The 26,597-nt window shown below is 46.2% G+C and carries 20 protein-coding genes; 16 read left to right on the top strand and 4 right to left on the bottom strand.

The annotated features are described in order from the left end of the window. Positions 1 to 8: 8 nt before the first annotated feature. From ftsW to carB, 12 genes are all read left to right on the top strand, one after another. A complete protein-coding gene (gene ftsW, locus QWZ05_RS10235; protein ID WP_264874786.1) occupies positions 9 to 1,208 on the top strand; it encodes a cell division protein FtsW in 1,200 nt (399 codons plus the stop codon). Then, a complete protein-coding gene (murG, locus tag QWZ05_RS10230) occupies positions 1,195 to 2,268 on the top strand; it encodes an undecaprenyldiphospho-muramoylpentapeptide beta-N-acetylglucosaminyltransferase (protein WP_264874787.1) in 1,074 nt (357 codons plus the stop codon). Before ftsW ends, murG begins: the two co-directional genes overlap by 14 nt. Then, positions 2,269 to 3,732: a UDP-N-acetylmuramate--L-alanine ligase gene (murC, locus tag QWZ05_RS10225; protein ID WP_264874788.1), complete on the top strand. Its 1,464-nt coding sequence runs from the start codon at positions 2,269 to 2,271 to the stop codon at positions 3,730 to 3,732. Between the two features lie 161 nt (positions 3,733 to 3,893). Further along, positions 3,894 to 4,655, top strand: a complete 762-nt coding sequence (locus QWZ05_RS10220; protein WP_264875458.1) for a cell division protein FtsQ/DivIB — start codon at positions 3,894 to 3,896, stop codon at positions 4,653 to 4,655. After that, on the top strand, positions 4,648 to 5,910 hold the full coding sequence (gene ftsA / locus QWZ05_RS10215; protein WP_264874789.1) for a cell division protein FtsA: 1,263 nt from the start codon (positions 4,648 to 4,650) through the stop codon (positions 5,908 to 5,910). The genes QWZ05_RS10220 and ftsA overlap by 8 nt, the downstream gene beginning before the upstream one ends. A gap of 32 nt (positions 5,911 to 5,942) precedes the next feature. Continuing rightward, complete coding sequence (ftsZ, locus tag QWZ05_RS10210; RefSeq protein ID WP_264874790.1) at positions 5,943 to 7,190, top strand: cell division protein FtsZ; 1,248 nt, start codon at positions 5,943 to 5,945, stop codon at positions 7,188 to 7,190. 121 nt (positions 7,191 to 7,311) lie between these two features. Continuing rightward, positions 7,312 to 8,229 (top strand): UDP-3-O-acyl-N-acetylglucosamine deacetylase, encoded by a 918-nt coding sequence (gene lpxC / locus QWZ05_RS10205; protein WP_264874791.1) that lies wholly within the window; start codon positions 7,312 to 7,314, stop codon positions 8,227 to 8,229. Positions 8,230 to 8,703: 474 nt separating this feature from the next. Next, positions 8,704 to 11,433: a preprotein translocase subunit SecA gene (gene secA / locus QWZ05_RS10200; protein ID WP_290298274.1), complete on the top strand. Its 2,730-nt coding sequence runs from the start codon at positions 8,704 to 8,706 to the stop codon at positions 11,431 to 11,433. Between the two features lie 64 nt (positions 11,434 to 11,497). Next, on the top strand, positions 11,498 to 11,905 hold the full coding sequence (mutT, locus tag QWZ05_RS10195) for an 8-oxo-dGTP diphosphatase MutT (protein ID WP_264874793.1): 408 nt from the start codon (positions 11,498 to 11,500) through the stop codon (positions 11,903 to 11,905). 207 nt (positions 11,906 to 12,112) lie between these two features. Then, the gene (gene dapB / locus QWZ05_RS10190) at positions 12,113 to 12,922 is read left to right on the top strand and encodes a 4-hydroxy-tetrahydrodipicolinate reductase (protein WP_264874794.1); all 810 of its coding nucleotides are present in this window, start codon (positions 12,113 to 12,115) and stop codon (positions 12,920 to 12,922) included. A gap of 480 nt (positions 12,923 to 13,402) precedes the next feature. Beyond that, a complete protein-coding gene (gene carA / locus QWZ05_RS10185) occupies positions 13,403 to 14,542 on the top strand; it encodes a glutamine-hydrolyzing carbamoyl-phosphate synthase small subunit (RefSeq protein WP_264874795.1) in 1,140 nt (379 codons plus the stop codon). Positions 14,543 to 14,558: 16 nt separating this feature from the next. After that, positions 14,559 to 17,783 (top strand): carbamoyl-phosphate synthase large subunit, encoded by a 3,225-nt coding sequence (carB, locus tag QWZ05_RS10180; protein WP_264874796.1) that lies wholly within the window; start codon positions 14,559 to 14,561, stop codon positions 17,781 to 17,783. A gap of 70 nt (positions 17,784 to 17,853) precedes the next feature. Here carB and QWZ05_RS10175 read toward each other — a convergent pair whose 3' ends face one another. From QWZ05_RS10175 to QWZ05_RS10165, 3 genes are all read right to left on the bottom strand, one after another. Then, complete coding sequence (locus QWZ05_RS10175) at positions 17,854 to 18,852, bottom strand: NADP-dependent oxidoreductase (protein ID WP_264874797.1); 999 nt, start codon at positions 18,850 to 18,852, stop codon at positions 17,854 to 17,856. A gap of 141 nt (positions 18,853 to 18,993) precedes the next feature. Then, positions 18,994 to 20,142: a Na/Pi symporter gene (locus QWZ05_RS10170; RefSeq protein WP_290298271.1), complete on the bottom strand. Its 1,149-nt coding sequence runs from the start codon at positions 20,140 to 20,142 to the stop codon at positions 18,994 to 18,996. Between the two features lie 402 nt (positions 20,143 to 20,544). Next, positions 20,545 to 21,690, bottom strand: coding sequence for a Na/Pi symporter (locus tag QWZ05_RS10165; protein WP_264875459.1), 1,146 nt, complete (start codon positions 21,688 to 21,690; stop codon positions 20,545 to 20,547). 473 nt (positions 21,691 to 22,163) lie between these two features. Here QWZ05_RS10165 and nhaR point away from each other — a divergent pair, with 473 nt between their 5' ends. Together nhaR and QWZ05_RS10155 are read left to right on the top strand one after the other, a co-directional pair. Next, positions 22,164 to 23,054 (top strand): transcriptional activator NhaR, encoded by an 891-nt coding sequence (gene nhaR, locus QWZ05_RS10160; RefSeq protein WP_264874799.1) that lies wholly within the window; start codon positions 22,164 to 22,166, stop codon positions 23,052 to 23,054. A gap of 12 nt (positions 23,055 to 23,066) precedes the next feature. Further along, a complete protein-coding gene (locus QWZ05_RS10155) occupies positions 23,067 to 23,366 on the top strand; it encodes an ArsR/SmtB family transcription factor (protein WP_264874800.1) in 300 nt (99 codons plus the stop codon). Between the two features lie 104 nt (positions 23,367 to 23,470). Here QWZ05_RS10155 and rpsT read toward each other — a convergent pair whose 3' ends face one another. Next, positions 23,471 to 23,731, bottom strand: coding sequence for a 30S ribosomal protein S20 (gene rpsT, locus QWZ05_RS10150; protein ID WP_164647432.1), 261 nt, complete (start codon positions 23,729 to 23,731; stop codon positions 23,471 to 23,473). A gap of 260 nt (positions 23,732 to 23,991) precedes the next feature. Between rpsT and murJ the strand changes: the two genes are divergently transcribed. After that, on the top strand, positions 23,992 to 25,554 hold the full coding sequence (gene murJ, locus QWZ05_RS10145; protein WP_264874801.1) for a murein biosynthesis integral membrane protein MurJ: 1,563 nt from the start codon (positions 23,992 to 23,994) through the stop codon (positions 25,552 to 25,554). A gap of 78 nt (positions 25,555 to 25,632) precedes the next feature. Then, complete coding sequence (gene ribF / locus QWZ05_RS10140; protein WP_264874802.1) at positions 25,633 to 26,574, top strand: bifunctional riboflavin kinase/FAD synthetase; 942 nt, start codon at positions 25,633 to 25,635, stop codon at positions 26,572 to 26,574. Positions 26,575 to 26,597 lie beyond the last annotated feature (23 nt).

Raw genomic sequence — 26,597 nt, 5'->3', positions numbered from 1 at the left:
AGTGGGCAGTGAAGGAACGATTTGAACGTGTGACCTCTTGGTTGAGTCCAGCGCCGCAAGACGCAATGTATGATCGTCAGTTGGTGTGGATCGCCATCGGGCTGATGATTGTCGGTCTCGTGATGGTGACTTCTGCCTCGTTCCCTGTCAGCTACCGACTCACAGGTCAGCCATTCCACTTTATGGCGCGTCATGTTGTGTTTCTGGTGCTTGCCATGGGCGTTTCTACTGTGGCCTTACAAATTCCGATGCAAAAGTGGATGCAGTACAGTCATTGGTTATTATGGCTCTCCTTCTCTTTGCTGGTGGTGGTGCTATTGGTCGGTAAATCGGTCAACGGTGCCTCGCGCTGGATACCGCTGGGTTTATTTAACTTACAGCCTGCAGAGGTTGCCAAGCTGTCACTGTTTATCTACATGGCAGGCTACCTGGTTCGAAAGCACAGTGAAGTGAGGCAAACCTTCTTTGGTGGCTTTTTTAAGCCGATCGTGATTTTTGCTTTGCTCGCAGGGTTACTCTTGGGTCAGCCCGATCTTGGTACTGTCGTCGTGATGCTCGTGACGCTGTTCGGGATGCTGTTTATTGCTGGGGCCAAACTGATTCAGTTTATTGGACTAATGGTGGCAGGGATCGTAGCGGTAATTGGCCTAATCATTATTGAGCCTTATCGAATGCGTCGTGTCACATCATTTTTAGACCCTTGGCAAGACCCATTCGGTAGTGGCTACCAGCTAACCCAATCCCTTATGGCCTTTGGTCGTGGTGAATGGATGGGACAAGGGCTAGGCAACTCGATTCAAAAGCTCGAATACCTTCCTGAAGCTCACACCGATTTTGTTTTTGCGGTGTTAGCCGAAGAGCTCGGATTTGTTGGGGTGGTCTTGATCCTGCTGCTCATCTTTAGTTTGGTGGGTAAGGCTGTCTTTATCGGTAAGCGAGCCTTAGAGCAAGGCCATATGTTTGGCGGTTACCTTGGTTTTGGTATCGGTATTTGGTTTGCTTTTCAAACCTTAATTAATGTGGGCGCTGCCGCGGGAATGGTGCCTACCAAAGGTTTGACGCTGCCACTCATCAGTTATGGTGGTTCAAGTTTGATCATCATGGCGATCGCCGTGTCTATTTTATTAAGAATTGATTTTGAGTGTCGCTGGGCAAGTGAGCATGGCGATGACGACGCACAGATAGAAACAGAACATGAAGAAAAATAAACGTTTAATGGTAATGGCTGGAGGTACTGGGGGGCATGTATTCCCGGGGCTCGCGGTTGCCAAAAAACTCCAGCAACAAGGCTGGGAGATCCGCTGGCTGGGTACAGAGGATCGTATGGAAGCAGACCTAGTACCCAAGCATGGTATTGATATCGACTTTATCAAGGTTAAAGGGCTTCGCGGTCAGGGAGTATTGAAGCTGATTCAAGCACCTTGGCAGATCTTTAATGCCATTCTGCAAGCGCGTAAACACATGAAAGCTTGGCAACCGGATGCTGTGTTGGGTATGGGGGGCTATGTCAGTGGTCCTGGTGGTGTTGCTGCATGGCTATCTGGTATTCCTGTGATTTTGCATGAACAGAATGCGGTTGCTGGATTAACGAACCAATGGTTGTCAAAAATTGCGACGCGTGTTTTTCAGGCGTTCAAGGGCGCATTTCCACATGCTGACGTAGTGGGAAATCCCGTGCGTGAAGATGTGGTCAACATCGCAGAGCCACAAGATCGTTTAGCTAAGCGTGAGGGGGCGATTCGAATTCTCGTGATGGGAGGAAGCCAAGGGGCGCGAATCCTTAACCAGACGCTGCCTCAGGTTATGGCTGAGTTAGGCGATGGCTATGAGATTCATCATCAAGCTGGTAAAGGTAGCCAATCTGTAGTCGAGCAGGCATATCAAGACAACGGTGTTGCACAGTGTGTAGTGACTGAGTTTATTGATGACGTTGCAAACGCGTATCAGTGGGCGGATCTTGTTGTGTGTCGTTCAGGTGCTCTCACGGTATCAGAGGTGTCGGCAGCAGGTGTTGGCGCTGTGTTTGTGCCGTTTATGCACAAAGATCGTCAACAAGCGCTTAATGCTGATCATCTCATTGAAGCGGGCGCTGCCCACATGATTGAGCAACCAGATTTAACAGTAGCGAAAATGACTGATACTATTCGTCAACTTGACCGCCCAGCACTCTTATCCATGGCGCAGAATGCCCGTGCTGCGGCGCAGCTGCATGCCGATGAAGTCGTAGCGAACGCTATTATCGAGATAACTGAACAACGAGAAAAGTAGATGACCATCAAACATAAACAAGATTTAGCTCAGATTCGCGCCATGGTGCCAGAAATGCGCCGAGTGAAGTGTATCCATTTCATCGGTATTGGTGGTGCGGGTATGAGTGGAATCGCGGAAGTGCTACTCAATGAAGGTTATCAAATTACCGGCTCTGATATTGCTCGTAACGCCGTGACAGAGCGCTTAGAAGAGAAAGGCGCAACAGTCTTTATTGGCCATCAACAAGAAAATGTCGCACAAGCGAGTGTGGTGGTGGTCTCAACGGCCATCAACGAAGAAAACCCTGAAATTGTTGCTGCGCGAGAAGCACGTATTCCCGTTGTACGCCGAGCAGAGATGCTGGCCGAACTGATGCGCTTTAGGCACGGCATTGCCGTTGCAGGTACGCACGGTAAAACTACAACGACTGCACTCGTCACCCAGATCTACTCTGAGGCGGATCTTGATCCGACATTCGTTAATGGTGGCCTCGTTAAGAGCGCTGGCACGAATGCACGACTGGGCTCTAGTCGTATCCTGATCGCAGAAGCGGATGAGAGCGATGCCTCGTTCCTGCACTTACAACCTATGGTTAGTATAGTGACCAACATTGAAGCTGACCATATGGATACCTATGGCGGTGACTTTCAAACGTTGAAGCAGACCTTTATCGATTTCTTACACAACTTGCCATTTTATGGGCAAGCTATCATGTGTGTGGATGATGAGGTTGTTCGTGAGTTGATTCCTCAAATCAGTCGTCAAGTGATCACTTATGGTTTCTCAGACGATGCGGATGTGAAGATCACCAATTACCGTCAAGAGGGTCAGCAAGGTAAATTTGTCGTTACACGTAAAGACCGCGCTGATCTTGAGATTACTCTGAATATTCCAGGCCGACACAACGCACTGAATGCCGCGGCCGCGATTGCTGTTGCCACAGAGGATGATATTTCTGATGAGGCGATTCTTGCTGCAATGGTGGGCACGCAAGGCACTGGTCGTCGTTTTGAGCATCTGGGTACGTTTGAGTCTGGTAAGGGTAACGTCATGCTGGTGGATGACTATGGTCATCACCCAACAGAAGTGGATGTTACTATCAAAGCTGCGCGCAACGGTTGGTCAGATAAACGCTTGGTGATGGTTTTCCAGCCTCACCGCTATAGTCGTACGCGTGATCTTTACGATGATTTTGCCAATGTACTTGAGCAAGTCGATGTATTAGTGATGCTGGACGTTTACTCTGCGGGTGAACAGCCGATAGCTGGTGCTGATAGCCGTGCACTTTGTCGCACGATTCGCGCCCGCGGTGGAATAGACCCAGTCTTCGTTGCTGAACAAGATGCTCTGCCTGGCGTGTTAGCCAATATCCTGCAAGAAGGTGACTTGGTGTTGACACAAGGTGCAGGTGATGTCGGTAAAGTGGCAAAAACGCTCGCTAAATTAGAGTTAAATGTCAATAAAATGGCGAGTGGTAACTGAATCACGTTTTAAATCACATCCCATTGTGATTTATTGCTTTCTTTGTTTGCTACTTTTATTTGCCTTTGTATAATCGCAAGATTGAAGTAAGTGAAAATATTCCCTGTAGCAATAGGGGCGTCTTAGAAAGGATTGCCAGTGTGTTTTTAAACACCCTTCAAATGGACGAGAGTCGCACTTATAAATCACTAGCGAAGAAACACGCCGCAGGCTTGAGTTTCTTGCTGGTGATTTTGTTGTTACTAACCTTTCTAATACACTCCGTCATCACTTGGATGTGGGACGAAGATCGTCTACCACTATCAAAGCTCGTGCTACAAGGTGAACTTAATTACGTCACTGCAGCGAATGTGCAATCGGCTCTGTCTAACCTCGACCATATCGGAACGTTTATGTCCCAAGACGTCGATGTCATACAGCAGTCAGTACAATCACTGCCTTGGGTTGCACAGGCTTCAATTCGTAAACAATGGCCAGATACTATAAAAGTTTATCTAACAGAGCACACGGCTGAAGCGGTGTGGAATGGCCAAGCGTTGCTTAACCCTGAAGGTGAAATCTTTGTGGGCGACTTAGGTCTTCTTCAAGATGGGACGGTCAAACTATATGGCCCGATCAGCACTCAAGCCGAGGTAATGACAACGTGGCGACATCTGATGCCGACTTTTGCCAAGTTAGGTTTGGAGATCACGTCACTGGTGCTTAATGAGCGCCGCGCTTGGCAGATAATACTGGATAATGGCATGAGACTAGAGCTTGGGAAAGGTGCTCTAGATGAACGCATTGATCGTTTTGTTTCACTCTATAACCAACTGGGTGAGAAAGCGCAGCGTGTCAGCTACATTGATCTAAGATACGATACAGGGGCCGCTATAGGCTGGTTCCCAGAACAGGACATAGAACAAGAGATTACGAATGACTAAGGCCAGTGACGACAACATTATTGTTGGATTGGATATCGGTACCGCCACAGTGTCCGCATTGGTTGGTGAAGTACTTCCCGATGGACAAATAAACATCATCGGTGCAGGCTCTAGTCCTTCTCGAGGCATGGATAAAGGTGGTGTAAACGACCTTGAGTCTGTGGTGAAGTCTGTCCAAAGGGCAATTGATCAAGCTGAACTGATGTCTGAATATCAGATCAGCTCGGTTTACCTCTCTTTATCTGGCCGCCATATCGCGAGCCGTATAGAGAAGGGGATGGGAACCATCTCGGAAGAGGAGGTGTCTCAAGATGATATGGATCGTGCTATCCACACTGCCAAGTCAATTAAAATTGGTGAAGAGCAGCGAATTCTGCATGTGATTCCGCAAGAATTCACTATCGACTACCAAGAAGGCATTAAAAACCCGCTTGGTTTGTCTGGCGTTCGTATGGAAGTCAGTGTGCATCTGATCAGTTGTCACAACGACATGGCACGAAATATCATCAAAGCAGTAGAGCGCTGCGGACTGAAAGTAGAGCAGCTTGTGTATTCTGGCCTTGCCGCAAGTAACGCTGTTATCACTGAAGATGAGCGTGAATTGGGGGTATGTGTCGTTGATATCGGTGCTGGCACCATGGATATCTCGATATGGACAGGCGGAGCACTGCGTCACACTGAAGTCTTTACCTATGCGGGTAACGCAGTGACGAGTGATATTGCATTTGCATTTGGTACGCCCGTGGGCGATGCCGAAGAGATTAAAGTTAAGTATGGTTGCGCTCTCAGTGAACTGGTGAGTAAAGACGATACAGTTAACGTTCCTAGCGTTGGCGGGCGTCCATCACGTAGTCTTCAACGACAAACGTTGTCGGAAGTGATAGAGCCGCGCTACACTGAGTTAATGGGATTGGTTAATCAAACCATCGATTCAGTTCAAGCTAACTTGCGTGATGATGGGATAAAGCATCATTTGGCAGCGGGTGTTGTTCTCACTGGCGGTGCCGCGCAAATTGAGGGATTAGTTGAATGTGCGGAGCGTGTGTTCCGCAATCAAGTACGAGTGGGCAAGCCCTTAGAGGTAAGCGGCCTTACAGATTATGTAAAAGAGCCGTACCACTCCACGGCAGTTGGATTACTTCATTATGCGAAGGATAGTCAGGTAGGGGATGAAATTGAGTACACTGAGCCGAAGCGCCAGTCAGTCTCTAACCTATTTGGTCGCTTGCGTAATTGGATACAAAAAGAGTTTTAAACCTGAACAACAGGGAAAAACGGAGATAACAAATGTTTGAACCGATGAATGAAATGTCAGATGAAGCAGTAATTAAAGTCGTTGGTGTTGGCGGCGGCGGTGGCAATGCTGTTGAACACATGGTTAGAGAGTCTATTGAAGGCGTAGAGTTTGTTAGTGTTAACACTGACGCTCAGGCACTTCGCAAATCGACAGTAAATAGCGTCATCCAGATCGGTGGCGATATGACTAAAGGTTTGGGTGCTGGTGCGAACCCTCAAGTTGGCCGTGACGCAGCTCTCGAAGACAAAGAAAGAATTAAAGAAGAACTAGTGGGCGCCGATATGGTGTTTATAGCCGCTGGTATGGGTGGTGGTACCGGAACCGGTGCTGCACCAGTTATTGCTGAAGTTGCTAAAGAGCTGGGTATTCTTACCGTAGCGGTAGTAACAAAACCATTCAGTTTTGAAGGTAAAAAGCGTTTGGCGTTTGCTGAGCAAGGTATCGATGAGCTTTCTAAGCACGTTGACTCTTTAATCACAATTCCCAATGAAAAGCTGCTAAAAGTACTTGGCCGTGGTATTACACTGCTTGAAGCATTTGCAAGTGCGAATGACGTATTGAAGAACGCAGTGCAAGGTATTGCTGAGTTGATTACTCGCCCAGGTATGATCAACGTCGACTTTGCCGACGTCCGTACAGTGATGTCAGAAATGGGTCACGCAATGATGGGTAGTGGTATCGCTAAAGGTGAAGACCGTGCTGAAGAAGCGGCAGAGATGGCAATCTCGAGCCCACTTCTGGAAGATATCGATCTTGCCGGTGCTCGCGGTGTTCTAGTGAACATTACTGCTGGCCTAGACATGCGTCTAGATGAGTTTGAGATTGTGGGTAACACAGTTAAAGCATTCGCATCGGATAACGCTACGGTTGTTATCGGTACATCTCTAGACCCAGATATGGCCGATGAGATTCGTGTAACGGTTGTTGCAACAGGTATTGGTAATGAGCGTAAGCCAGACATCACGCTCGTTGCGGGTGGCAAGGCGAAGCCAGCACAAGCACCTCAAGCAGCGCCGGTAGCAACACAACAGCCAGTGGCAGCTAAAGAAGACAAAGTGGCACCAACTTTGCAAAATCCAAGTGTTCAGCAAAGTGCGGCAGAAACTAGCCCAGCCGTTACGCAACCAGCATCGCCTTCTGTCGGCTCTGCAGGTAGCCAAACAGCTGCTGCTCCGAAGCAAGAAAAAGAGAGTGGATACCTTGATATTCCAGCTTTCTTGCGTCGTCAAGCAGACTAATTCAGTTAACGCTGACATCTCCGACCACGGTTAAAATTTGACTTTGGTCAAAAAGCTGGTAGCATTTGCGGTCGCTGGTAATGTCGACCGCAGTTTGTAACATTGTTGTAGAGGCAAGCAGATGATTAGACAACGTACATTGAAAGAAATAGTGAAAACAACTGGTGTGGGTCTCCACTCTGGTCGTAAAGTCACGCTTACGCTACGTCCAGCTGCTGCTAACACGGGTGTTGTTTACCGTCGTACAGACTTGAACCCGCCTGTTGATTTCCCAGCAGATGCAGAGTCAGTACGCGATACAATGCTGTGTACTGCGCTTGTTAATGATCAAGGCGTGCGCATTTCAACGGTAGAGCACTTAAATGCAGCTCTAGCGGGAATGGGTATCGACAATGTTATTATCGAAGTAGATGCACCTGAAATTCCAATCATGGATGGCAGTGCAAGTCCGTTTGTTTATCTTATTCAACAAGCAGGCATTGAAACACTGAATGCACCAAAACGATACATTCGTATCAAGAAACCAGTGCGTATTGAAGATGGTGATAAATGGGCAGAACTGGTTCCATTTAACGGCTTCCGTATGGATTTCGAGATCGAGTTTGAGCACCCAGCGATTGATGCAGATGAGCAGCACCTTGTATTCGACTTCTCTTCACAAGGCTTTGTGAAAGACATCTCAAGAGCACGTACATTCGGCTTCATGCGCGATATCGAATACTTACAGTCACAGAACTTGGTTCTAGGCGGTAGCTTTGACAACGCGATTGTACTGGATGAGTATCGTATTCTTAACGAAGAAGGCCTTCGTTTTGATAACGAATTCGTGACTCACAAAGTGCTAGATGCGATTGGTGACTTGTACATGTGTGGCCATGCGATCGTTGGTGAGCTTCGCGCATTCAAATCAGGCCACGGCTTGAACAACCAGCTTCTACGTGCAGTGCTTGCTGACCAAGAGGCATGGGAGTGGGCAACCTTCGAAGAAGAAGTGGGTTCACCGGTTGCGTTTGCCGAACCAAATATGGTACTAGCATAAACTAAAGCAAGAATTTCATAAGAACCAGGCGATGAGCCTGGTTTTTTTATGTCCTGAAAATAGTGTCATCTAAATCAGGATCATTGAAATCATTGAGATCCTTGATTCATGTTTATGATCTTCAGGTTAGGGAAGATCAAAGCGGGGACTGTCTATCATTTTCGCCTTAACAAACATTCAATGACCAACAACTAGCACACAATCAACCCACGTCATGGCATGAATTTGCTTAGATTGACAGCAATTGCCAGACGAAAACTAAGTATGCTTCAAACAAATGCACTCTCAATTGGTCGTTGAGTGAAAAATTCCTTAAACTGTTTGCACTTTTTTGTTTGACGCCTTGAAAATACAGACGTTTGCCTCCATATCTTCGATACATGATATATCTCAGTATCCTTAGTTTTTTGAACGGGTAGAGACACAAGGCTTAAGAGTGATCCGAAAGGATTGGACAACGAGAGATTCACAGAAATGATAACTAAGTTACTGACCAAAGTTATTGGTAGCCGTAATGATCGAACATTGCGACGTTTAAGAAAAATTGTAAAAGAAATCAATAACTACGAGCCAACGTTCGAGGCGCTTAGTGATGATGAACTAAAAGCGAAAACGGTTGAGTTTCGCGAGCGTATTGAGAAGGGCGAGTCACTAGACAAACTTCTACCAGAAGCTTTTGCAACCGTTCGTGAAGCGTCTAAGCGTGTTTACGGCATGCGCCATTTTGATGTACAGCTGATTGGCGGCATGGTACTTAACTCAGGCCAAATTGCTGAGATGCGTACTGGTGAAGGTAAAACCCTAACCGCTACACTGCCAGCTTACCTTAACGCACTAGCGGGTAAGGGCGTTCACATTGTTACGGTGAACGACTACCTAGCATCGCGCGACGCGGAAACTAACCGCCCACTATTTGAATTCTTGGGTATGACTGTCGGTATCAACGTGCCGAACATGCCTCCTCAAGCGAAAAAAGAAGCTTATCAAGCTGATATCCTTTACGGTACAAACAACGAGTTTGGCTTTGACTACCTGCGCGACAACATGGCATTCCGTAGCGAAGACCGAGTTCAGCGCGAGCGCTTCTTTGCGGTTGTCGATGAGGTTGACTCAATCCTAATCGATGAAGCTCGTACGCCTTTGATTATCTCTGGTCCTGCAGAAGACAGTTCAGAGCTTTATACTCGTATCAACACGCTTATCCCATCTCTTGAGAGACAAGAGCAAGAAGACTCAGAAGAGTACCGTGGCGATGGTCACTACACGCTAGATGAGAAATCTAAACAGGTTCACCTGACTGAAAACGGGCAAGAGTTTGTTGAAGAGCTTTTGCTTAAGAATGGTCTTATGGAAGAGGGTGATACACTGTACTCACCAACCAACATTAGCCTACTTCATCACGTCAATGCAGCACTTCGTGCACACGTTCTATTTGAGCGTAACGTTGACTACATCGTCAATGATGAAGGCGAAGTGGTGATTGTTGATGAGCACACGGGTCGTACTATGCCAGGCCGTCGTTGGTCAGAAGGTCTTCATCAAGCTGTTGAAGCAAAAGAAGGCGTTAAGATCCAGAACGAAAACCAAACGTTGGCATCGATTACCTTCCAGAATTACTTCCGTCTCTACGAGAAGCTATCCGGTATGACAGGTACTGCAGATACTGAAGCCTTTGAGTTCCAGTCTATCTACGGTCTTGAAACGGTGGTTATCCCAACGAATAAACCGATGATCCGTGATGATATGGCGGATATGGTTTACCGTACAGAAGCCGAGAAATTTAATGCCATTATTGAAGACATTAAAGCTCGCGTAGAGAAAGGTCAGCCTTCATTGGTTGGTACGGTTTCTATCGAGAAATCAGAGCTGCTATCTAACGCGCTGAAGAAAGCGGGTATCAAGCACAACGTATTGAACGCGAAATTCCACGAGAAAGAAGCTGAAATCGTTGCTGAAGCAGGTATGCCGGGTGCAGTAACGATCGCAACCAACATGGCGGGTCGTGGTACGGATATCGTACTAGGCGGTAGCTGGGCGGCAAAAGTTGAACAACTTGAAAACCCAACTAAAGAACAGATTGACGCGATCAAAGCCGAGTGGAAAGTAGTTCACGATCAAGTGCTTGATGCAGGTGGTCTACACATCATTGGTACTGAGCGTCATGAATCACGCCGTATCGATAACCAGCTTCGTGGTCGTTCTGGTCGTCAAGGTGATGCGGGTTCTTCACGTTTCTACTTATCGATGGAAGACTCGCTACTGCGTATCTTCACTTCAGAGCGTATGGCGAGCCTAATCCAAAGTGGTATGGATGAAGGTGAAGCGATTGAAAGTAAGATGCTGTCTCGTTCAATTGAGAAAGCCCAACGTAAAGTAGAAGGTCGCAACTTCGATATCCGTAAGCAACTTCTTGAGTTCGATGACGTCGCGAACGACCAACGTAAAGTGGTCTATGAGTTACGTGATGAGCTAATGAGTGTCGATGACATCAGTGAGATGATCGAACACAACCGTCAAGACGTGATCACTGCGATTGTTGATGAGTACATTCCACCACAATCTCTTGAAGATATGTGGGATGTATCAGGTTTAGAGGAGCGCTTGAAGGGCGACTTTGATCTACACCTAGAGATCCAAACGTGGCTAGATGAAGATGATAAACTGTATGAAGAGGCACTTCGCGAGAAGATCCTAGAAGCATCTGTTGAAGCATACAAGCAGAAAGAAGAAGTGGTAGGTGCTCAGGTACTTCGCAACTTTGAAAAGTCTGTGATGCTACAAACGCTAGATACACTCTGGAAAGAGCACTTGGCAGCGATGGATCATCTACGTCAAGGTATCCACCTGCGTGGCTACGCACAGAAAAACCCGAAACAAGAGTACAAACGTGAATCGTTTGAACTGTTTGAAGGCTTGTTAGAGTCACTTAAGTTTGATGTGATTCAAGTACTTTCACGCGTTCGAGTTCAGCAGCAAGAAGAGGTTGAGCGTATGGAAGCTCAACGTCGTGCACAAGCTGAAGAAGCAGCACGTCGTGCTCAAGCGCAACATGCAACAGCTGAAAACCAACTTGCAGATGGTGAAGAAGCGGTTCAAGAAGGCAGTCAACCTATGGTGCGTGAGGAGCGCAAAGTAGGTCGTAATGAGCCATGCCCTTGTGGAAGCGGTAAAAAATACAAACAGTGTCACGGCAAGATTGCTTAATGTGATGATGTTATAGAACTAAAAAGAGTCGCCTAGGCGGCTCTTTTTGTATCAGGAGATAAGTGTGAAACGTATTCATATTGTGGCAGGAATAATCTTCAATCAAGATAAGAGTCAGGTGTATATCACCAAGCGACCTGATGATAAGCACAAGGGGGGCTTTTGGGAGTTTCCAGGTGGCAAAGTCGAGTTAGGAGAAGCGGTTGATTGTGCTATGGCCCGAGAGCTGTTTGAAGAAATCGGGATTGAAGTGACTCAACAGACACACTTTCAACACTTAGAGTTTGACTATAGCGACAAGTCACTCAAGTTCGATTTTATCTGCGTTAATGAGTTTACTCATCAACCTTATGGGAAAGAGGGGCAAGAAGGGCGATGGGTAGCCATCAAGGATCTGTCATCGTTTGCCTTCCCTGAAGCAAATATCCCAATTCTTGAGCGAGTAATTGAGGAATTCGGTGGCGAAAGCTAACGTCGCCCTAGTCACACACGGTATTTATTGGTAGGTTAAATAGCTCAGTTAGAATCCCCCAAGAATAAGACTTGCTGATCAAAGTAAATACTGCTTGCGATAAGCGGTGTTCACGAATGTGTCCACGAAAGAGTTCACGTAGTGTCCACAATAAGATATGCGGGGAATGGGAACATCACCGTACAAGATAAGAATGGAGAAAAAGCAATGGTTAAAATTGCAGTGGCAGGTGCCGCTGGTCGAATGGGCCGCAACCTTGTTAAAGCAACACTAAGCAATCAACAAGCCCGTTTAGGCTCAGGCTCTGAGCGTCCAGAATCATCGTTGGTTGGCGTCGATGTCGGTGAACTTTGTGGTGAAGGACGCCTTGATATCGCTCTAGTGGATAGCCTAGAAAATAGCATTGATGAGTTTGATGTCATTATCGATTTTACTGCTCCAGCAAGTACGCTGGCGAATCTTGAACTGTGTAAAGCGCACGGCAAAAAAATTGTGATTGGTACTACCGGTTTTAGTGATGAAGAGCGCGCCCTTATTGACCAGTTTGCTCAAGACATTCCGGTGGTTATGGCTCCAAACTACAGCGTCGGTGTTAACCTTGTATTCAAACTGCTTGAGAAAGCGGCCAAAGTTATGGGTGACTATACTGATATTGAAATTGTAGAAGCGCACCATAGACACAAAGTCGATGCACCATCAGGAACGGCTATCGGTATGGGTGAAGCGATTGCCGGAGCGATGGGTAACAATCTTAACGATGTGGCAGTGTATGCTCGTGAAGGTATCACGGGAGAGCGCACAAAAGACGAGATCGGCTTTGCAACCATTCGAGCTGGTGACATCGTGGGTGAACATACCGCCATGTTTGCTGACATTGGTGAGCGCGTTGAGATCACACACAAGGCAACAGATCGCATGACGTTTGCAAACGGTGCCGTAAAAGCTGCAGTATGGTTAAACGAAAAGCCAGCGGGTTTCTACACCATGACGGATGTGTTAGACCTCAATAATCTATAATTACATAACTATGCGTTGGCGTTCGCTGGCGCATAGCTTTATCACAGGCAGCATTTCTTTAACTTTTATCATGAATCCCCCTCAAATTAACTAAGAATAGTCATTATTTTGCGCCATTTGTGCCGTTTTCTTTGTTAAGAGCTCAAAAATGCCACTTAAGATCTTTAGCCAACGTTTGCTTTTTTCTTTCGAGTAAAATTGCTTTCCAGTGAGTGTTAAATATCCAAGCACTTCATCAAACCTTCATGAATTTGTCTTTTTTACCGACTAAACATGATGTTTTAAGCGTGCAAAAGGAAATTGTGTCAATTAGCTTAGAAAGAGACAATTTAATTATGTCTTTTTCTTGACACTGTAATACACGATCAATAGAATACCGCCAATTTGTCTAATTTCCGTAAAAACGCAGTTTTACGCGTTAAAGGAAGGTAGATTTGCAAATTAAATCAATTTTAATGCATTTTTATTCTGGAGGTTGTCTTGAGTAAGTCAGCACTGCTAGTCCTAGAAGATGGGACAGTATTCCACGGTGAATCCATTGGCGCAGATGGTTCTGCTGTTGGTGAAGTCGTTTTTAATACCTCGATGACGGGGTACCAAGAAATCCTCACTGATCCTTCCTATTCTCAACAAATCGTTACCCTTACTTACCCTCACATTGGCAATACCGGAACCAATTCCGAAGATGAAGAGTCTTCTTCAATCCACGCACAAGGCCTTGTGATCCGCGATCTTCCTCTTATCGCTTCTAACTTCCGTAATGAACAGTCTCTTTCTGACTATCTTAAGTCGCAAAACATTGTAGGTATTGCTGACATTGATACTCGTAAACTGACGCGTATCTTACGTGAGAAAGGTGCACAGAATGGTTGTATCGTAGCAGGTAACAATATCGATGAAGCTTTAGCATTAGCAAAAGCGAAAGAGTTCCCAGGCCTTAAAGGCATGGATCTCGCGAAAGAAGTAACAACTCAAGAAGCATACGAGTGGAAACAGGGTTCTTGGACTCTTGAAGGTGGCCTGCCTGAAGCAAAAGCAGACAGTGAATTACCTTTCCACGTTGTCGCTTACGATTTTGGTGCAAAACGCAACATCCTTCGCATGCTGGTTGACCGCGGCTGCCGCCTAACAGTGGTTCCTGCGCAAACTCCTGCAGAAGAAGTGCTAGCGATGAACCCAGATGGCGTGTTCCTTTCAAACGGCCCTGGTGACCCAGCACCTTGTACTTACGCTATCGAAGCGACGAAAGTATTCCTAGATAAAGGTCTACCAATCTTCGGTATCTGTCTAGGCCACCAAATTCTTGCACTGGCGTCTGGTGCGCAAACAGTGAAGATGAAGTTTGGTCACCACGGTGCAAACCACCCGGTTAAAGACCTTGACCGTGATGTCGTGATGATTACCTCTCAAAACCACGGTTTTGCCGCAGACGAAGAGACGCTTCCAGAGAACCTACGTGCAACGCACAAATCTCTGTTTGATGGCACACTGCAAGGTATTCACCGCACAGATAAGCCAGCGTTCAGCTTCCAGGGTCACCCTGAAGCGAGCCCAGGTCCACACGATGCAGCGCCATTGTTTGACCACTTCATCGAATTAATCAAAGAACACAAAGCGTAAGTTGGAGTAGTAGAGAATGCCAAAACGTACTGACATTAAAAGTATTCTAATTCTTGGTGCTGGCCCGATCGTTATCGGTCAAGCATGTGAGTTTGACTACTCTGGTGCTCAAGCTTGTAAAGCACTGCGTGAAGAGGGTTACCGAGTTATCCTAGTGAACTCTAACCCAGCAACAATCATGACTGACCCAGAGATGGCGGATGCGACTTACATCGAGCCAATTCAATGGGAAGTTGTGCGTAACATCATCGCCAAAGAGAAGCCTGATGCTGTTCTACCGACTATGGGTGGTCAGACGGCTCTTAACTGTGCACTTGATCTTGAAAAGCACGGTGTGCTTGAAGAGTTTGGTGTAGAGATGATCGGCGCGACAGCTGATGCAATTGATAAAGCGGAAGACCGCTCTCGCTTCGATAAAGCGATGAAATCAATTGGTCTTGAGTGTCCGCGTGCTGATACTGCGAAGACAATGGAAGAGGCTTACAAAGTTCTCGATATGGTTGGCTTCCCTTGTATCATCCGTCCATCATTCACTATGGGTGGTACTGGTGGTGGTATCGCTTATAACAAAGAAGAGTTCGAAGAGATCTGTCGTCGCGGTTTAGATCTTTCTCCGACTAATGAACTTCTTATCGATGAATCACTTATCGGTTGGAAAGAGTACGAGATGGAAGTGGTTCGTGACAAAGCGGACAACTGTATCATCGTATGTGCGATTGAAAACTTTGACCCAATGGGTATCCACACAGGTGACTCAATCACAGTAGCACCAGCTCAAACGCTAACAGACAAAGAATACCAGCTGATGCGTAACGCATCTCTAGCGGTATTGCGTGAGATCGGTGTGGAAACAGGTGGTTCAAACGTACAGTTTGGTATCAACCCGAAAGATGGCCGTATGGTTATCATCGAGATGAACCCACGTGTATCTCGCTCTTCTGCTCTAGCGTCTAAAGCAACAGGTTTCCCAATCGCTAAGATTGCAGCGAAACTAGCTGTTGGCTTCACGCTAGATGAGCTAATGAATGACATCACAGGTGGCGCAACACCAGCATCATTCGAGCCAACAATCGACTACGTAGTAACTAAGATTCCTCGTTTCAACTTCGAGAAATTTGCAGGTGCTAACGACCGTCTAACCACACAGATGAAGTCAGTTGGTGAAGTTATGGCTATCGGCCGTAACCAGCAAGAATCTCTACAAAAAGCACTGCGTGGCCTAGAAGTTGGCGCGACTGGCTTTGATGAGATGGTTGACCTAGATGCACCTGATGCGCTAACTAAGATTCGTCACGAATTGAAAGAAACTGGCGCAGAGCGTATCTGGTACATCGCAGATGCATTCCGTGCAGGTATGTCTGTAGATGGCGTATTCAACCTAACGCAAATTGACCGCTGGTTCCTAGTTCAAATCGAAGACATCGTGAAACTAGAGCAAGAGCTGAAAGCGAAAGGCTTTGCTGGTCTCAACAAAGAAGCGTTGAACAAGCTTAAGCGTAAAGGTTTTGCTGACGCGCGCCTATCTAAGATTCTAGGTGTTTCTGAAAGTGAAATTCGTCGTCTACGCGACCAGTACGATATTCACCCAGTCTACAAACGTGTAGATACCTGTGCGGCTGAGTTCTCTTCTGATACTGCTTACATGTACTCATCTTACGATGACGAGTGTGAAGCGAACCCATCAGACAAGAAGAAGATCATGATCCTTGGTGGCGGTCCAAACCGTATCGGTCAAGGTATTGAATTTGACTACTGTTGTGTACACGCGTCTCTAGCACTGCGTGAAGACGGTTACGAAACCATCATGGTGAACTGTAACCCAGAGACAGTATCAACAGATTACGACACATCTGATCGTCTGTACTTCGAACCAGTAACACTGGAAGATGTTCTCGCTATCGCTCGCGTTGAGAAACCAACTGGCGTTATCGTTCAGTACGGTGGTCAAACACCACTGAAACTGGCTCGCGCACTTGAAGCGGCTGGCGTGCCAATCATCGGTACTAGCCCTGACGCAATCGACCGAGCAGAAGACCGTGAGCGTTTCCAAGTTGCGGTTGACCGTCTAGGTCTGCTTCAGCCAGAGAACGCGACAGTAACAACAATGGAGCAAGCGGTGGAGAAATCTCGCGAAATCGGCTTCCCACTGGTTGTGCGTCCTTCTTACGTACTTGGTGGTCGTGCGATGGAAATCGTATACGACGAGCAAGACCTACGTCGTTACTTCAACGAAGCAGTAAGCGTATCGAACGAATCTCCAGTTCTTCTTGATAGCTTCCTAGATGACGCAGTAGAAGTGGACATCGATGCTATCTGTGACGGTGAGCGTGTCGTAATCGGCGGTATCATGGAGCACATCGAGCAAGCAGGTGTTCACTCTGGTGACTCTGCATGTTCTCTTCCTGCGTACACGCTAAGCGCAGAAATCCAAGACGTAATGCGCGAGCAAGTTGAAAAGCTAGCGTTTGAGCTGGGTGTACGCGGTCTAATGAACACGCAGTTTGCTGTTAAGAACAACAAGGTTTACCTCATTGAAGTAAACCCACGTGCTGCACGTACAGTACCGTTCGTATCTAAAGCAACAGGTGCGCCAATCGCGAAGATTGCAGCACGTGTAATGGCGGGCCAGTCTCTAGAAGCTCAAGGCTTCACTAAAGAGATCATCCCACCTTACTACTCTGTTAAGGAAGTCGTACTGCCGTTCAACAAATTCCCAGGTGTTGACCCACTGTTAGGCCCAGAAATGCGCTCTACTGGTGAGGTTATGGGTGTTGGTGCGACGTTTGCTGAAGCTTACGCGAAAGCAGAACTAGGTTGTGGCAATGTTTACCCAGAAGGTGGTCGTGCACTACTGTCTGTTCGTGAAGGCGACAAGCAGCGCGTAGTAGACCTAGCGTCTAAGCTAACGAAGCTTGGCTACCAGCTAGATGCAACACACGGTACTGCGGTAATCCTTGGTGAGGCGGGTATCAACCCACGCCTAGTGAACAAGGTACACGAGGGTCGTCCACACATTCTTGACCGTATCAAGAACAATGAGTACACCTATATCGTGAACACGGCAGCAGGTCGTCAAGCGATTGAAGACTCTAAAGTACTGCGTCGTGGCGCTCTAGCAGAGAAAGTGAACTACACAACAACGCTAAATGCGGCGTTTGCAACATGTATGGCACACACTGCTGATGCGAAATCGACAGTAACTTCGGTACAAGAGCTACACGCTCAGATTAAGAACGCTTAATCCAACAATACCCTGTTAAATAACGAAGCCCGCTCAAATTGAGCGGGCTTTTTGTTGGGCTAAATGCGGTTTATAGCTCGACGATTAGTTTTCCTTTGTTCTCGCCACTGAAGAACAAATTGAGTCCTTCCATTGCACTTTCTAAGCCTTGCAGTGTGTGAGCGCGGTATTTCACTTTTCCTTGCATGACGTACGGCGTGAGTTTTTCTAATAGTTGTGGCACTTGATGGAAGTGATCAGGCATGGCAAACCCTTGCATAGTGAGACGCTTTTTGATCATCGGTATCCAATTGGGTGCAAGTGCAGGCTCATTCGTTGTGTAGTCAGCAATCATGCCACATACCACAATGCGACCATGGGTGTTCATGCGTTCAAAAATATGATGCTGGATTGGGCCGCCAGTATTCTCAAAGAACACATCGATGCCATCAGGTGTTAGCTCAGTGAGCTGTTGAGATAAGTGTTCGGACTTATAGTTGATCGCGCCATCAAACCCAAGTTCATTGACTATCCAGTCCGCCTTTTCTTCACTCCCAACGACACCAATCACTCGTAAGCCATCAGCTTTTGCAAGTTGTCCTACAATCGAACCGACTGAACCGGCTGCACCAGTAACAACCAATGTTTCGCCTGCTTGTGGTTTGCCGATATTGAACAAACCCTGTGTTGCGGTCAGTCCTGGAAGTGCAAATACCGAAAGAGCCATCTCAGCATTCATATCGGCTTGGAGCTTGTTAATGCCTTGGCCGTTTGAAACGAAGTATTCTCGCCATCCCATCATACCGAGAACTTTATCCCCCACAGAGAAATCAGGGTGCTGCGACTCAACCACCTCACCAAAACCACTTGATCGCATGACATCACCCAGAGCGACCGGGGGAATATAACTTTCAGTATCAGGGTGCATCCAGCCAATCATTGCAGGGTCGAGTGACATATGAGTTTGTTTGATGAGCACTTCACCTGCTTTCACGCTCGGAACAGGTGTCTGTGCAAGTTCAAATAAGTGTGCACCAATACCTCTTTCATCTGGGCGAGCAATTAGGCGAATTTCCTTTTGAGTTGACATAGGTATGGATCCTTTTTTCGTTGGTGACATTAGTTGTTGTCGTTGTTGATTTTATAAAACAGCACTTAGTCCCTTATCAATAAAAAGAGCCCGTCATTGTGACGAGCTCTTGTCGATATAAAGTGATGTCTTTGTCAGTGACTACGCGGTTAGTGCTAGAATCAAGCCCGGCATAACCACAAACACGGAGGCTAGGTAAGCGGCAACTACGGTTTTGTTCTTCACTGCCATATCTGAGATGAGGTCAGCGCCTTTCACAGGTAGCTCTCGCAGGAATGGGATGCCGTAGATAAACACTGTCGCTAGGATGTTGAATACGAGGTGCACTAAGGCAATCTGTAGAGCAAACACTGCAAACTCGCCTGATACTGCTGTTGCTGCAAGCAGTGCTGTAATACACGTGCCGATGTTCGCGCCTAAAGTGAATGGGTAAACCTCACGTACTTTCAATACACCTGAACCCACAAGTGGGACCATCAAGCTAGTTGTTGTTGAAGAAGACTGTACGAGAACAGTGACAATTGAACCCGATACGATTCCGTGTAGAGGACCACGACCAATTGCACCTTTTAGGATGTCACGAGCGCGACCAACCATTAGGCTCTTCATCAATTTACCCATAAATGTAATAGAGACAAAGACAACAGCAATACCGAGTGCAATAAGTGCTACACCACCGATTGTCGAGCCGAAAGATGATAGTGGCTCTTGAATCGCACTCACAACAGGTTTCGTAATTGGTTTGATGAAGTTTAAGCTCTTAATGCTCATATCACCCGTTGATAGGAACGGTGAGACCAACCAGTGTGAAATCTTGTCTAAGATGCCAAACATCATCTCGAGTGGTAGGAAGATCGCTACCGCAAGTAGGTTGAAGAAGTCATGAATTGTTGCACTCGCAAATGCACGCTTAAACTCCTCTTGGCAACGAACGTGACCAAGGCTAACCAAAGTGTTAGTGACGGTTGTACCGATGTTTGCGCCCATTACCATAGGGATTGCCGTTTCAACGGGTAAACCACCCGCTACAAGACCGACAATGATCGATGTGACAGTACTCGATGATTGAATTAGTGCAGTCGCTACCAAACCAATCATAAGTCCAGCAACAGGGTGTGATGCAAACTCAAATAGTACTTTGGCTTGGTCGCCAGTCGCCATCTTAAACCCACTACCTACCATCGATACAGCAAGTAGCAATAGATATAACATGAAAGCCAAGTTAGCCCAGCGTAGCCAGTTTTTGCTACTCGCTCCTGCTACTGCTGTCGAGGTCGCTTGGTTAATCATAAGTTTCTCCATCGTGGTCTTCATACTCAATAGACCGTTTTGTTTAATCTGAGCGAGATACTAGAGTTGTAATATTTCAGTAATATTACAATTTGAAACACTTGGAAGTGAATTGTTACTCATGTTTTTGAGTGATTGAATAATGGTAATTTCAACTAATGCATTGATAATAAGTGTATTTTTTATGAATTCAAAAAGAAAGCTGTCTGTAAGTGTTTGTTTTTTAAGGTGGATAAATATGACGCTATCTCTATTTAGTTTCGGTTTTAGTGTTGGTTATGACTAAATTGGCTCGGTTTATACATTAAAATAACTGTCATAAACTTAATGTTTGGTTGTGCGGAAACGAAAAAAAGCCTGCTCGAGAGCAGGCTTCTGTCACATTTGAAGAGTGGGAATGCGTTAAGCTGTCAATGCTAGGATTAACCCAGGCAGTAGAACAAAGATACTGAGTAGATAGGCCGCTACAATGAGTTTATTTTTAACCGCCAGTTCTGCGATGTAGTCGGCACCTTTCACTGGAATCTCACGCAACACAGGTACAACGAAGATAACTAATGTTGCCAATACATTAAACACAAGGTGAACCAGAGCGATTTGTAGAGCAAAGACCGCAAACTCTCCCGTTACTGCAGTTGCCGCAAGCAGTGCTGTGATACAAGTACCGATGTTTGCGCCCACAGTGAACGGATATACTTCGCGTACTTTTAACACGCCAGAGCCAACTAGCGGAACGATTAGGCTCGTTGTCGTAGAAGAAGATTGCACCAATACGGTGACAGCTGTACCAGAAGCGATACCGTGCATTGGACCACGGCCAATCGCGCTCTTCAAAATGTCACGAGCTCGACCTACCATCAGCTTCTTCATTAATTTACCCATTACAGTAATCGCGCTGATAATAGTGAAGATACCTAATGCAATAAGAAGAAGGCCGCCTGTCGTGTTGCCCATACCCTCAAGTGGTGTTTGGATTGCCGATACAATAGGTTTTGTCATTGGGCCGATAAAGTTAAGCCCTTTCATGCTGATGTCACCCGTAGACATGAACGGTGATACTAACCAGTGAGAGATCTTATCCAAAATACCGAACATGATTTCTAGTGGTAGGAAGATCAATACCGCCAGCAGGTTAAAGATGTCGTGGATGGTCGCGCTAGAGAACGCACGCTTAAATTCAGTGTTACAACGCACATGGCCAAGGCTAACCAGTGTGTTGGTCATTGTGGTACCAATGTTCGCACCCATAACCATAGGAATTGCTATCTGTACTGGTAGACCACCAGCCACAAGGCCAACAATGATTGAGCTTACTGTACTAGAAGACTGTGTAAGAGCGGTGGCGACTAAGCCAATCATTAGACCTGCAATCGGGTGTGATGCAAATTCAAACAGTGCTTTTGCTTGATCGCCTGTTGCGAGTTTGAAGCCACTTCCTACCATTGATACCGAAACAAGTAGCAAGTACAACATGAATGCCAAGTTTGCCCAGCGCAGTAAATTTGTCTTAGCTGACACAGGTGCTGCTGTCGTGTTCGCTTGGTTAATCATAATTATCTCCGTTTGGTCAGTTCGCTTTTTTTGACCATGTGTTTAATCTGTCGGCGATAGTAGGAATTGAATATTTCATTTATATGACACTTTTATTTAGACGAGCTCTGAGGGTGATCTATGTTGGGTTGTTTTGCTCAAGATGTTGATATAAAAGATTTTTGTTTGGTTGATTTAACCTGGTTCATATGAGGGTTGGACCTATATTTTATGTCAAGTAATCATTACTTATCGTAAATATGAGTGGTAGTGTGGCTTAGTGTATGGTTATTCCGAATTATTACTCCCTACCTCTCATGCTGATTAATATCTTGTTACATCTATTCGTGTGGAAAACGCGCTTTTTTGCGTGAATTGTGAAGAGTGGTGAATAGTTGAGCAGTGGTATTGATTGTGATCCTAGCTGACTATTTTTAGACGTTAGGTATAATGCAGGGTTCATTTATCAGGTTAGGGCTGTATCTCAGCGTATGTCTCATCTCAATTATAATCACCTCTATTACTTCTGGATGGTTTGCAAACAAGGATCCGTAACGAAAGCCGCTGATGCTTTGTTCCTGACGCCTCAGACAGTGACTGGGCAGATCAAGGCACTAGAAGAGCGAGTGGATGGCAAACTCACCAAGCGCAACGGCCGTAGCGTTGAGCCAACGGAGTTAGGTCAGCTGATATTTAAATATGCCGATCGGATGTTTGGTTTGAGCTATGAGATGTTGGATATCGTTAACTACAGTCAACGCTCCAACCTACTGTTTGATGTTGGTGTAGCCGATGCGCTTTCTAAGCGTTTAGTGAGTAAGATCTTGATGTCGACGGTACCACAAGACAACAGCATCCACTTACGCTGTTTTGAATCGACGCACGAGATGCTGCTTGAGCAGTTATCTCAGCATAAGCTAGACATCATTTTGTCTGACTGCCCGGTTGACTCAAGCCAGAGCCCTGGACTCTTTAGTAAGAAACTCGGTGAGTCTCATATGAGCTTCTTCTCAATCGGCCATGTGGGGGAGAAAGATTTCCCTGCTATTCTAGAGAAACGCAAATTGCTTATCCCAGGAAGTCGAACGGCGATGGGGCGCAAAGTACTGCAATGGTTTGATCGCCAGGGGCTAACGCCAAATATTTTAGGTGAGTTTGATGATGTTGCGCTGATGAAAGCCTTTGCAAGCTATCACAGTGATGCATTATTTCTGGCACCAACAGTCTATCAATCAGAGGTAGAGAAAGAGTTCCCACTTCAAATTGTGGGGCATCTGGATGAAATTCGAGAAGAGTACTATGTCATCTTTGCTGAGCGAATGATTCAACACCCTGCAGTGAAGAATATTTGTGACGCGGATTACTCAGAGTTGTTTAAATAGAAGGTAGCAAGCATGGATATGCAGCAGTTGGAGCAAAATTCAGCGCAAGCGGTCATTGTATTGAAGGCAATGGCAAACGAACGTCGTTTGCAGATATTATGCTTGCTTCTTGATACTGAACTGTCGGTAGGGCAAATCAGCGCACAGTTAGATTTAAGTCAGTCTGCTCTGTCTCAGCACCTAGCTTGGTTGCGTCGAGATGGTTTAGTCGAGACAAGAAAAGAGGCGCAAACGGTGTATTACTCACTCAAGAGCCGAGAGGTGAAGGCGCTGATTACGGTATTGCATCAACTGTATTGCGAACCACAGTAATTCTGTACTGTGTTGGGCAGAGGTTTCAGTGTTTTTAGCGAAATTTAGATATAAAAAAACCGGCAAAAGCCGGTTTTTTTGTCACTGATAAACCAAATGTTCTATTAAAGAGCTTTGATTTGTGCAGCGAAACGAGACTTGTGACGAGCTGCTTTATTCTTATGAATAAGGCCTTTAGTCGCCATGCGGTCTAGTAGTGGTGTAACTGCAGCAAATGCAGCAGTTGCAGCTTCTTTGTCGCCTGCTTCGATAGCAGCAACAGTTTTCTTCATGTAAGTGCGCATCATAGAACGACGGCTAGCATTGTGCTGGCGACGTTTCTCAGCTTGGATAGCGCGCTTCTTAGCAGATTTACTATTTGCCAAGGGTCTAACTCCCAAAAACTTAGTTCGGTGACAATTTAAGGGCTGGGACTATGCCTAATTCGCGCTTAAATGTCAAATGATTTGTGTAAAAACCACTCGATACCAAACAAATTTTGGTAAGAAAAGGTCTTCACGGTTAAGATGGCGGGGATTCTATCAGTATTTTTACACCAATGCTAATACTTATCTGCTCTTCGACCGATATTCGTGTCACTATAAATAGAGTAGTAAACGTTAGTGGCAATTAATCCGAGGTAAAAGTGAGTAAACGTCTTCTAAAGTCAGGCATGATAGTGAGTGCTATGACGCTGATATCACGAGTTTTAGGGCTAGTACGTGATGTGGTTGTTGCCAACTTGATGGGGGCAGGTGCCAGTGCTGACGTCTTCTTTTTCGCCAACAAGATTCCTAACTTTTTGCGTCGCCTTTTTGCTGAAGGGGCGTTTTCACAAGCTTTTGTTCCTGTTCTTACAGAATATCACGCCTCAGGTGACATGGATAAAACTCGCGCGCTAATTGCAAAAGCAGCGGGTACGCTCGGAGTCATTGTCTCTATTGTTACTTTGATTGGTGTCTTGGGCTCGGGCGTTGTCACTGCCCTGTTTGGTTTTGGCTGGTTCCTTGATTGGATGAATGGCGGGCCTTCGGCAGAGAAGTTTGAGCTTGCGAGCTTTATGCTAAAGATTACCTTTCCTTATTTGTGGTTCATTACTTTTGTCGCCCTGTCAGGAGCAATACTCAATACCTTAGGTAAGTTTGCGGTTTCCTCATTTACGCCTGTTTTCCTTAATGTCATGATCATCTTGTCTGCTTGGTTGATTGCACCGCAGTTGTCGCAACCAGAAGTAGGCTTAGCCATTGGGGTTTTCCTAGGTGGTTTGGCGCAGTTTCTATTTCAGATCCCATTTTTGATTAAAGCAGGAGTCATGGTTAAGCCGAAGTGGGGCTGGCGAGATCCAGGAGTGGTGAAAATCCGCACTCTAATGATCCCTGCTTTATTCGGTGTTTCTGTCAGTCAAATTAACTTGCTGTTCGATACTTTCATCGCCAGCTTTCTGCAAACGGGTTCAATCAGCTGGCTGTATTATTCCGATCGCTTATTGGAGTTTCCTTTAGGCCTGTTTGGTATCGCAATTGCTACCGTCATTTTACCCGCTCTATCACGCAAGCACGTCGATGCTCAGAGCGAAGGCTTTGCGCAAACCATGGACTGGGGCGTACGTATGGTATTGCTGCTCGGTATTCCTGCCATGTTAGGTTTAATCGTGCTCGCGAAACCGATGCTGATGGTCCTGTTTATGCGCGGTGAGTTTACGCCTCAAGATGTCCATCAAGCGTCATTGTCGCTGGTGGCTTACGCTTCTGGTTTGCTGAACTTTATGCTGATCAAAGTGCTTGCACCTGGCTATTACTCTCGTCAAGACACAAAGACACCGGTGAAATTTGGCATTATTGCCATGGTGGCTAACATGGTATTTAACGCTATCTTTGCGTGGTTCTTTAGTTATGTGGGGCTTGCAATTGCCACTGCACTCTCGGCGTTTGTCAATATGAGCCTACTGTATTGGGGATTGCATAAAGATGAGATCTATCGCCTGACGTCAACCACGCTCAAGTTTGTTGTTCGATTGGTCATTGCCGGTATTGCAATGGTTGCGTTACTGGTGTGGCTACTTGAAGATATGAGTGTTTGGTTGCAGTGGTCACTGGGCGAGAGAGTGATGTCACTAAGCTTACTCATCACCGCTGGTGGTGTAATTTATCTGGCTTGCTTGTTGGCACTTGGAATTCGATTGCATCATTTAAAAGCAATGACGGAATGAAACAAGACAGATTGACGCTGTTTAGTATATAATCCGGCAGTTTCACGCAATGAGATTAGCAGGTCAAAGACGATTCCGATGGAATTAATTCGTGGTATTCATAATATTTCCTCTCAGCATCACGGCTGTGTGCTGACGATCGGGAACTTTGATGGCGTTCATTTAGGGCACCAAGCGGTTCTTGAGCAGGTGACTGCTCAGGCTAAATTGTTGGGGTTGCCCTCAACAGTGATGACGTTTGAACCACAACCGTTAGAGTTATTTACTCGAGATAAAGCTCCGGCTCGCTTAACTCGCTTGCGTGACAAATATGTTCAACTGAGTAAGTTGGATATCGATAGATTGCTGTGTGTGAATTTTAATCGTCACTTTGCCAATCTATCCGCTGATGCGTTTATTAAAGAGCTACTTGTCAATAAACTTGGTGTGAAGTTCTTGGTTGTGGGTGATGACTTCTGTTTTGGTCAAGGCCGAACGGGTAACTTTACCATGCTGCAGCAGGCCGGACGAGACTACGGCTTTGAAGTCGTGAGTACCCAGAGTTTCTGCTTACAGCAGCAGAGAGTCAGCAGCACAGCAATACGTCAAGCACTGGCGACTAACGACTTAACTGTCGCAAAAACAATGCTAGGGCGTGATTACAGTATCAGTGGTCGTGTTTCTCACGGCCGTAAGTTAGGTCGAACCATAGGGTTCCCTACGGCGAACATTCCACTCAAGCGTTGCGTATCTCCAGTTTCTGGGGTTTACGTTGTTGAGGCGCATGGTATAGGGCAGTCACCGATTGGTGGTGTTGCTAATATCGGCCAACGCCCAACGGTGAATGGGGTTCGTCAGCAATTAGAAGTGCACTTATTTGATTTTCATGCCAATCTGTATGGTAAGCAATTAGAAGTGTCACTTTTACACAAATTAAGAGATGAAAAGAAGTTTGATTCTTTTGATCTCCTCAAGCAACAAATTGAATTGGATGCTGAAGCAGCAAGGGTGTGGCTGCGTCAGCAAGACCAAGTGGTTTAGTTCGCCACTTGGCATAATGTCTA

The sequence above is a fragment of the Vibrio agarivorans genome, from assembly GCF_030409635.1.
Classification (GTDB): domain Bacteria; phylum Pseudomonadota; class Gammaproteobacteria; order Enterobacterales; family Vibrionaceae; genus Vibrio; species Vibrio agarivorans.
This window is presented reverse-complemented; position numbering and strand designations above follow the sequence as displayed.

Coding starts and splice junctions, on each gene's coding strand:
- ftsA (WP_264874789.1), top strand. CDS start 4,648: ATGACTAAGGCCAGTGACGACAACATTATTGTTGGATTGGATATCGGT.
- ftsZ (WP_264874790.1), top strand. CDS start 5,943: ATGTTTGAACCGATGAATGAAATGTCAGATGAAGCAGTAATTAAAGTC.
- nhaR (WP_264874799.1), top strand. CDS start 22,164: ATGTCTCATCTCAATTATAATCACCTCTATTACTTCTGGATGGTTTGC.
- murC (WP_264874788.1), top strand. CDS start 2,269: ATGACCATCAAACATAAACAAGATTTAGCTCAGATTCGCGCCATGGTG.
- QWZ05_RS10175 (WP_264874797.1), bottom strand. CDS start 18,852: ATGTCAACTCAAAAGGAAATTCGCCTAATTGCTCGCCCAGATGAAAGA.
- carB (WP_264874796.1), top strand. CDS start 14,559: ATGCCAAAACGTACTGACATTAAAAGTATTCTAATTCTTGGTGCTGGC.
- dapB (WP_264874794.1), top strand. CDS start 12,113: ATGGTTAAAATTGCAGTGGCAGGTGCCGCTGGTCGAATGGGCCGCAAC.
- secA (WP_290298274.1), top strand. CDS start 8,704: ATGATAACTAAGTTACTGACCAAAGTTATTGGTAGCCGTAATGATCGA.
- ribF (WP_264874802.1), top strand. CDS start 25,633: ATGGAATTAATTCGTGGTATTCATAATATTTCCTCTCAGCATCACGGC.
- QWZ05_RS10155 (WP_264874800.1), top strand. CDS start 23,067: ATGGATATGCAGCAGTTGGAGCAAAATTCAGCGCAAGCGGTCATTGTA.
- murG (WP_264874787.1), top strand. CDS start 1,195: ATGAAGAAAAATAAACGTTTAATGGTAATGGCTGGAGGTACTGGGGGG.
- lpxC (WP_264874791.1), top strand. CDS start 7,312: ATGATTAGACAACGTACATTGAAAGAAATAGTGAAAACAACTGGTGTG.
- QWZ05_RS10170 (WP_290298271.1), bottom strand. CDS start 20,142: ATGATTAACCAAGCGACCTCGACAGCAGTAGCAGGAGCGAGTAGCAAA.
- QWZ05_RS10220 (WP_264875458.1), top strand. CDS start 3,894: ATGGACGAGAGTCGCACTTATAAATCACTAGCGAAGAAACACGCCGCA.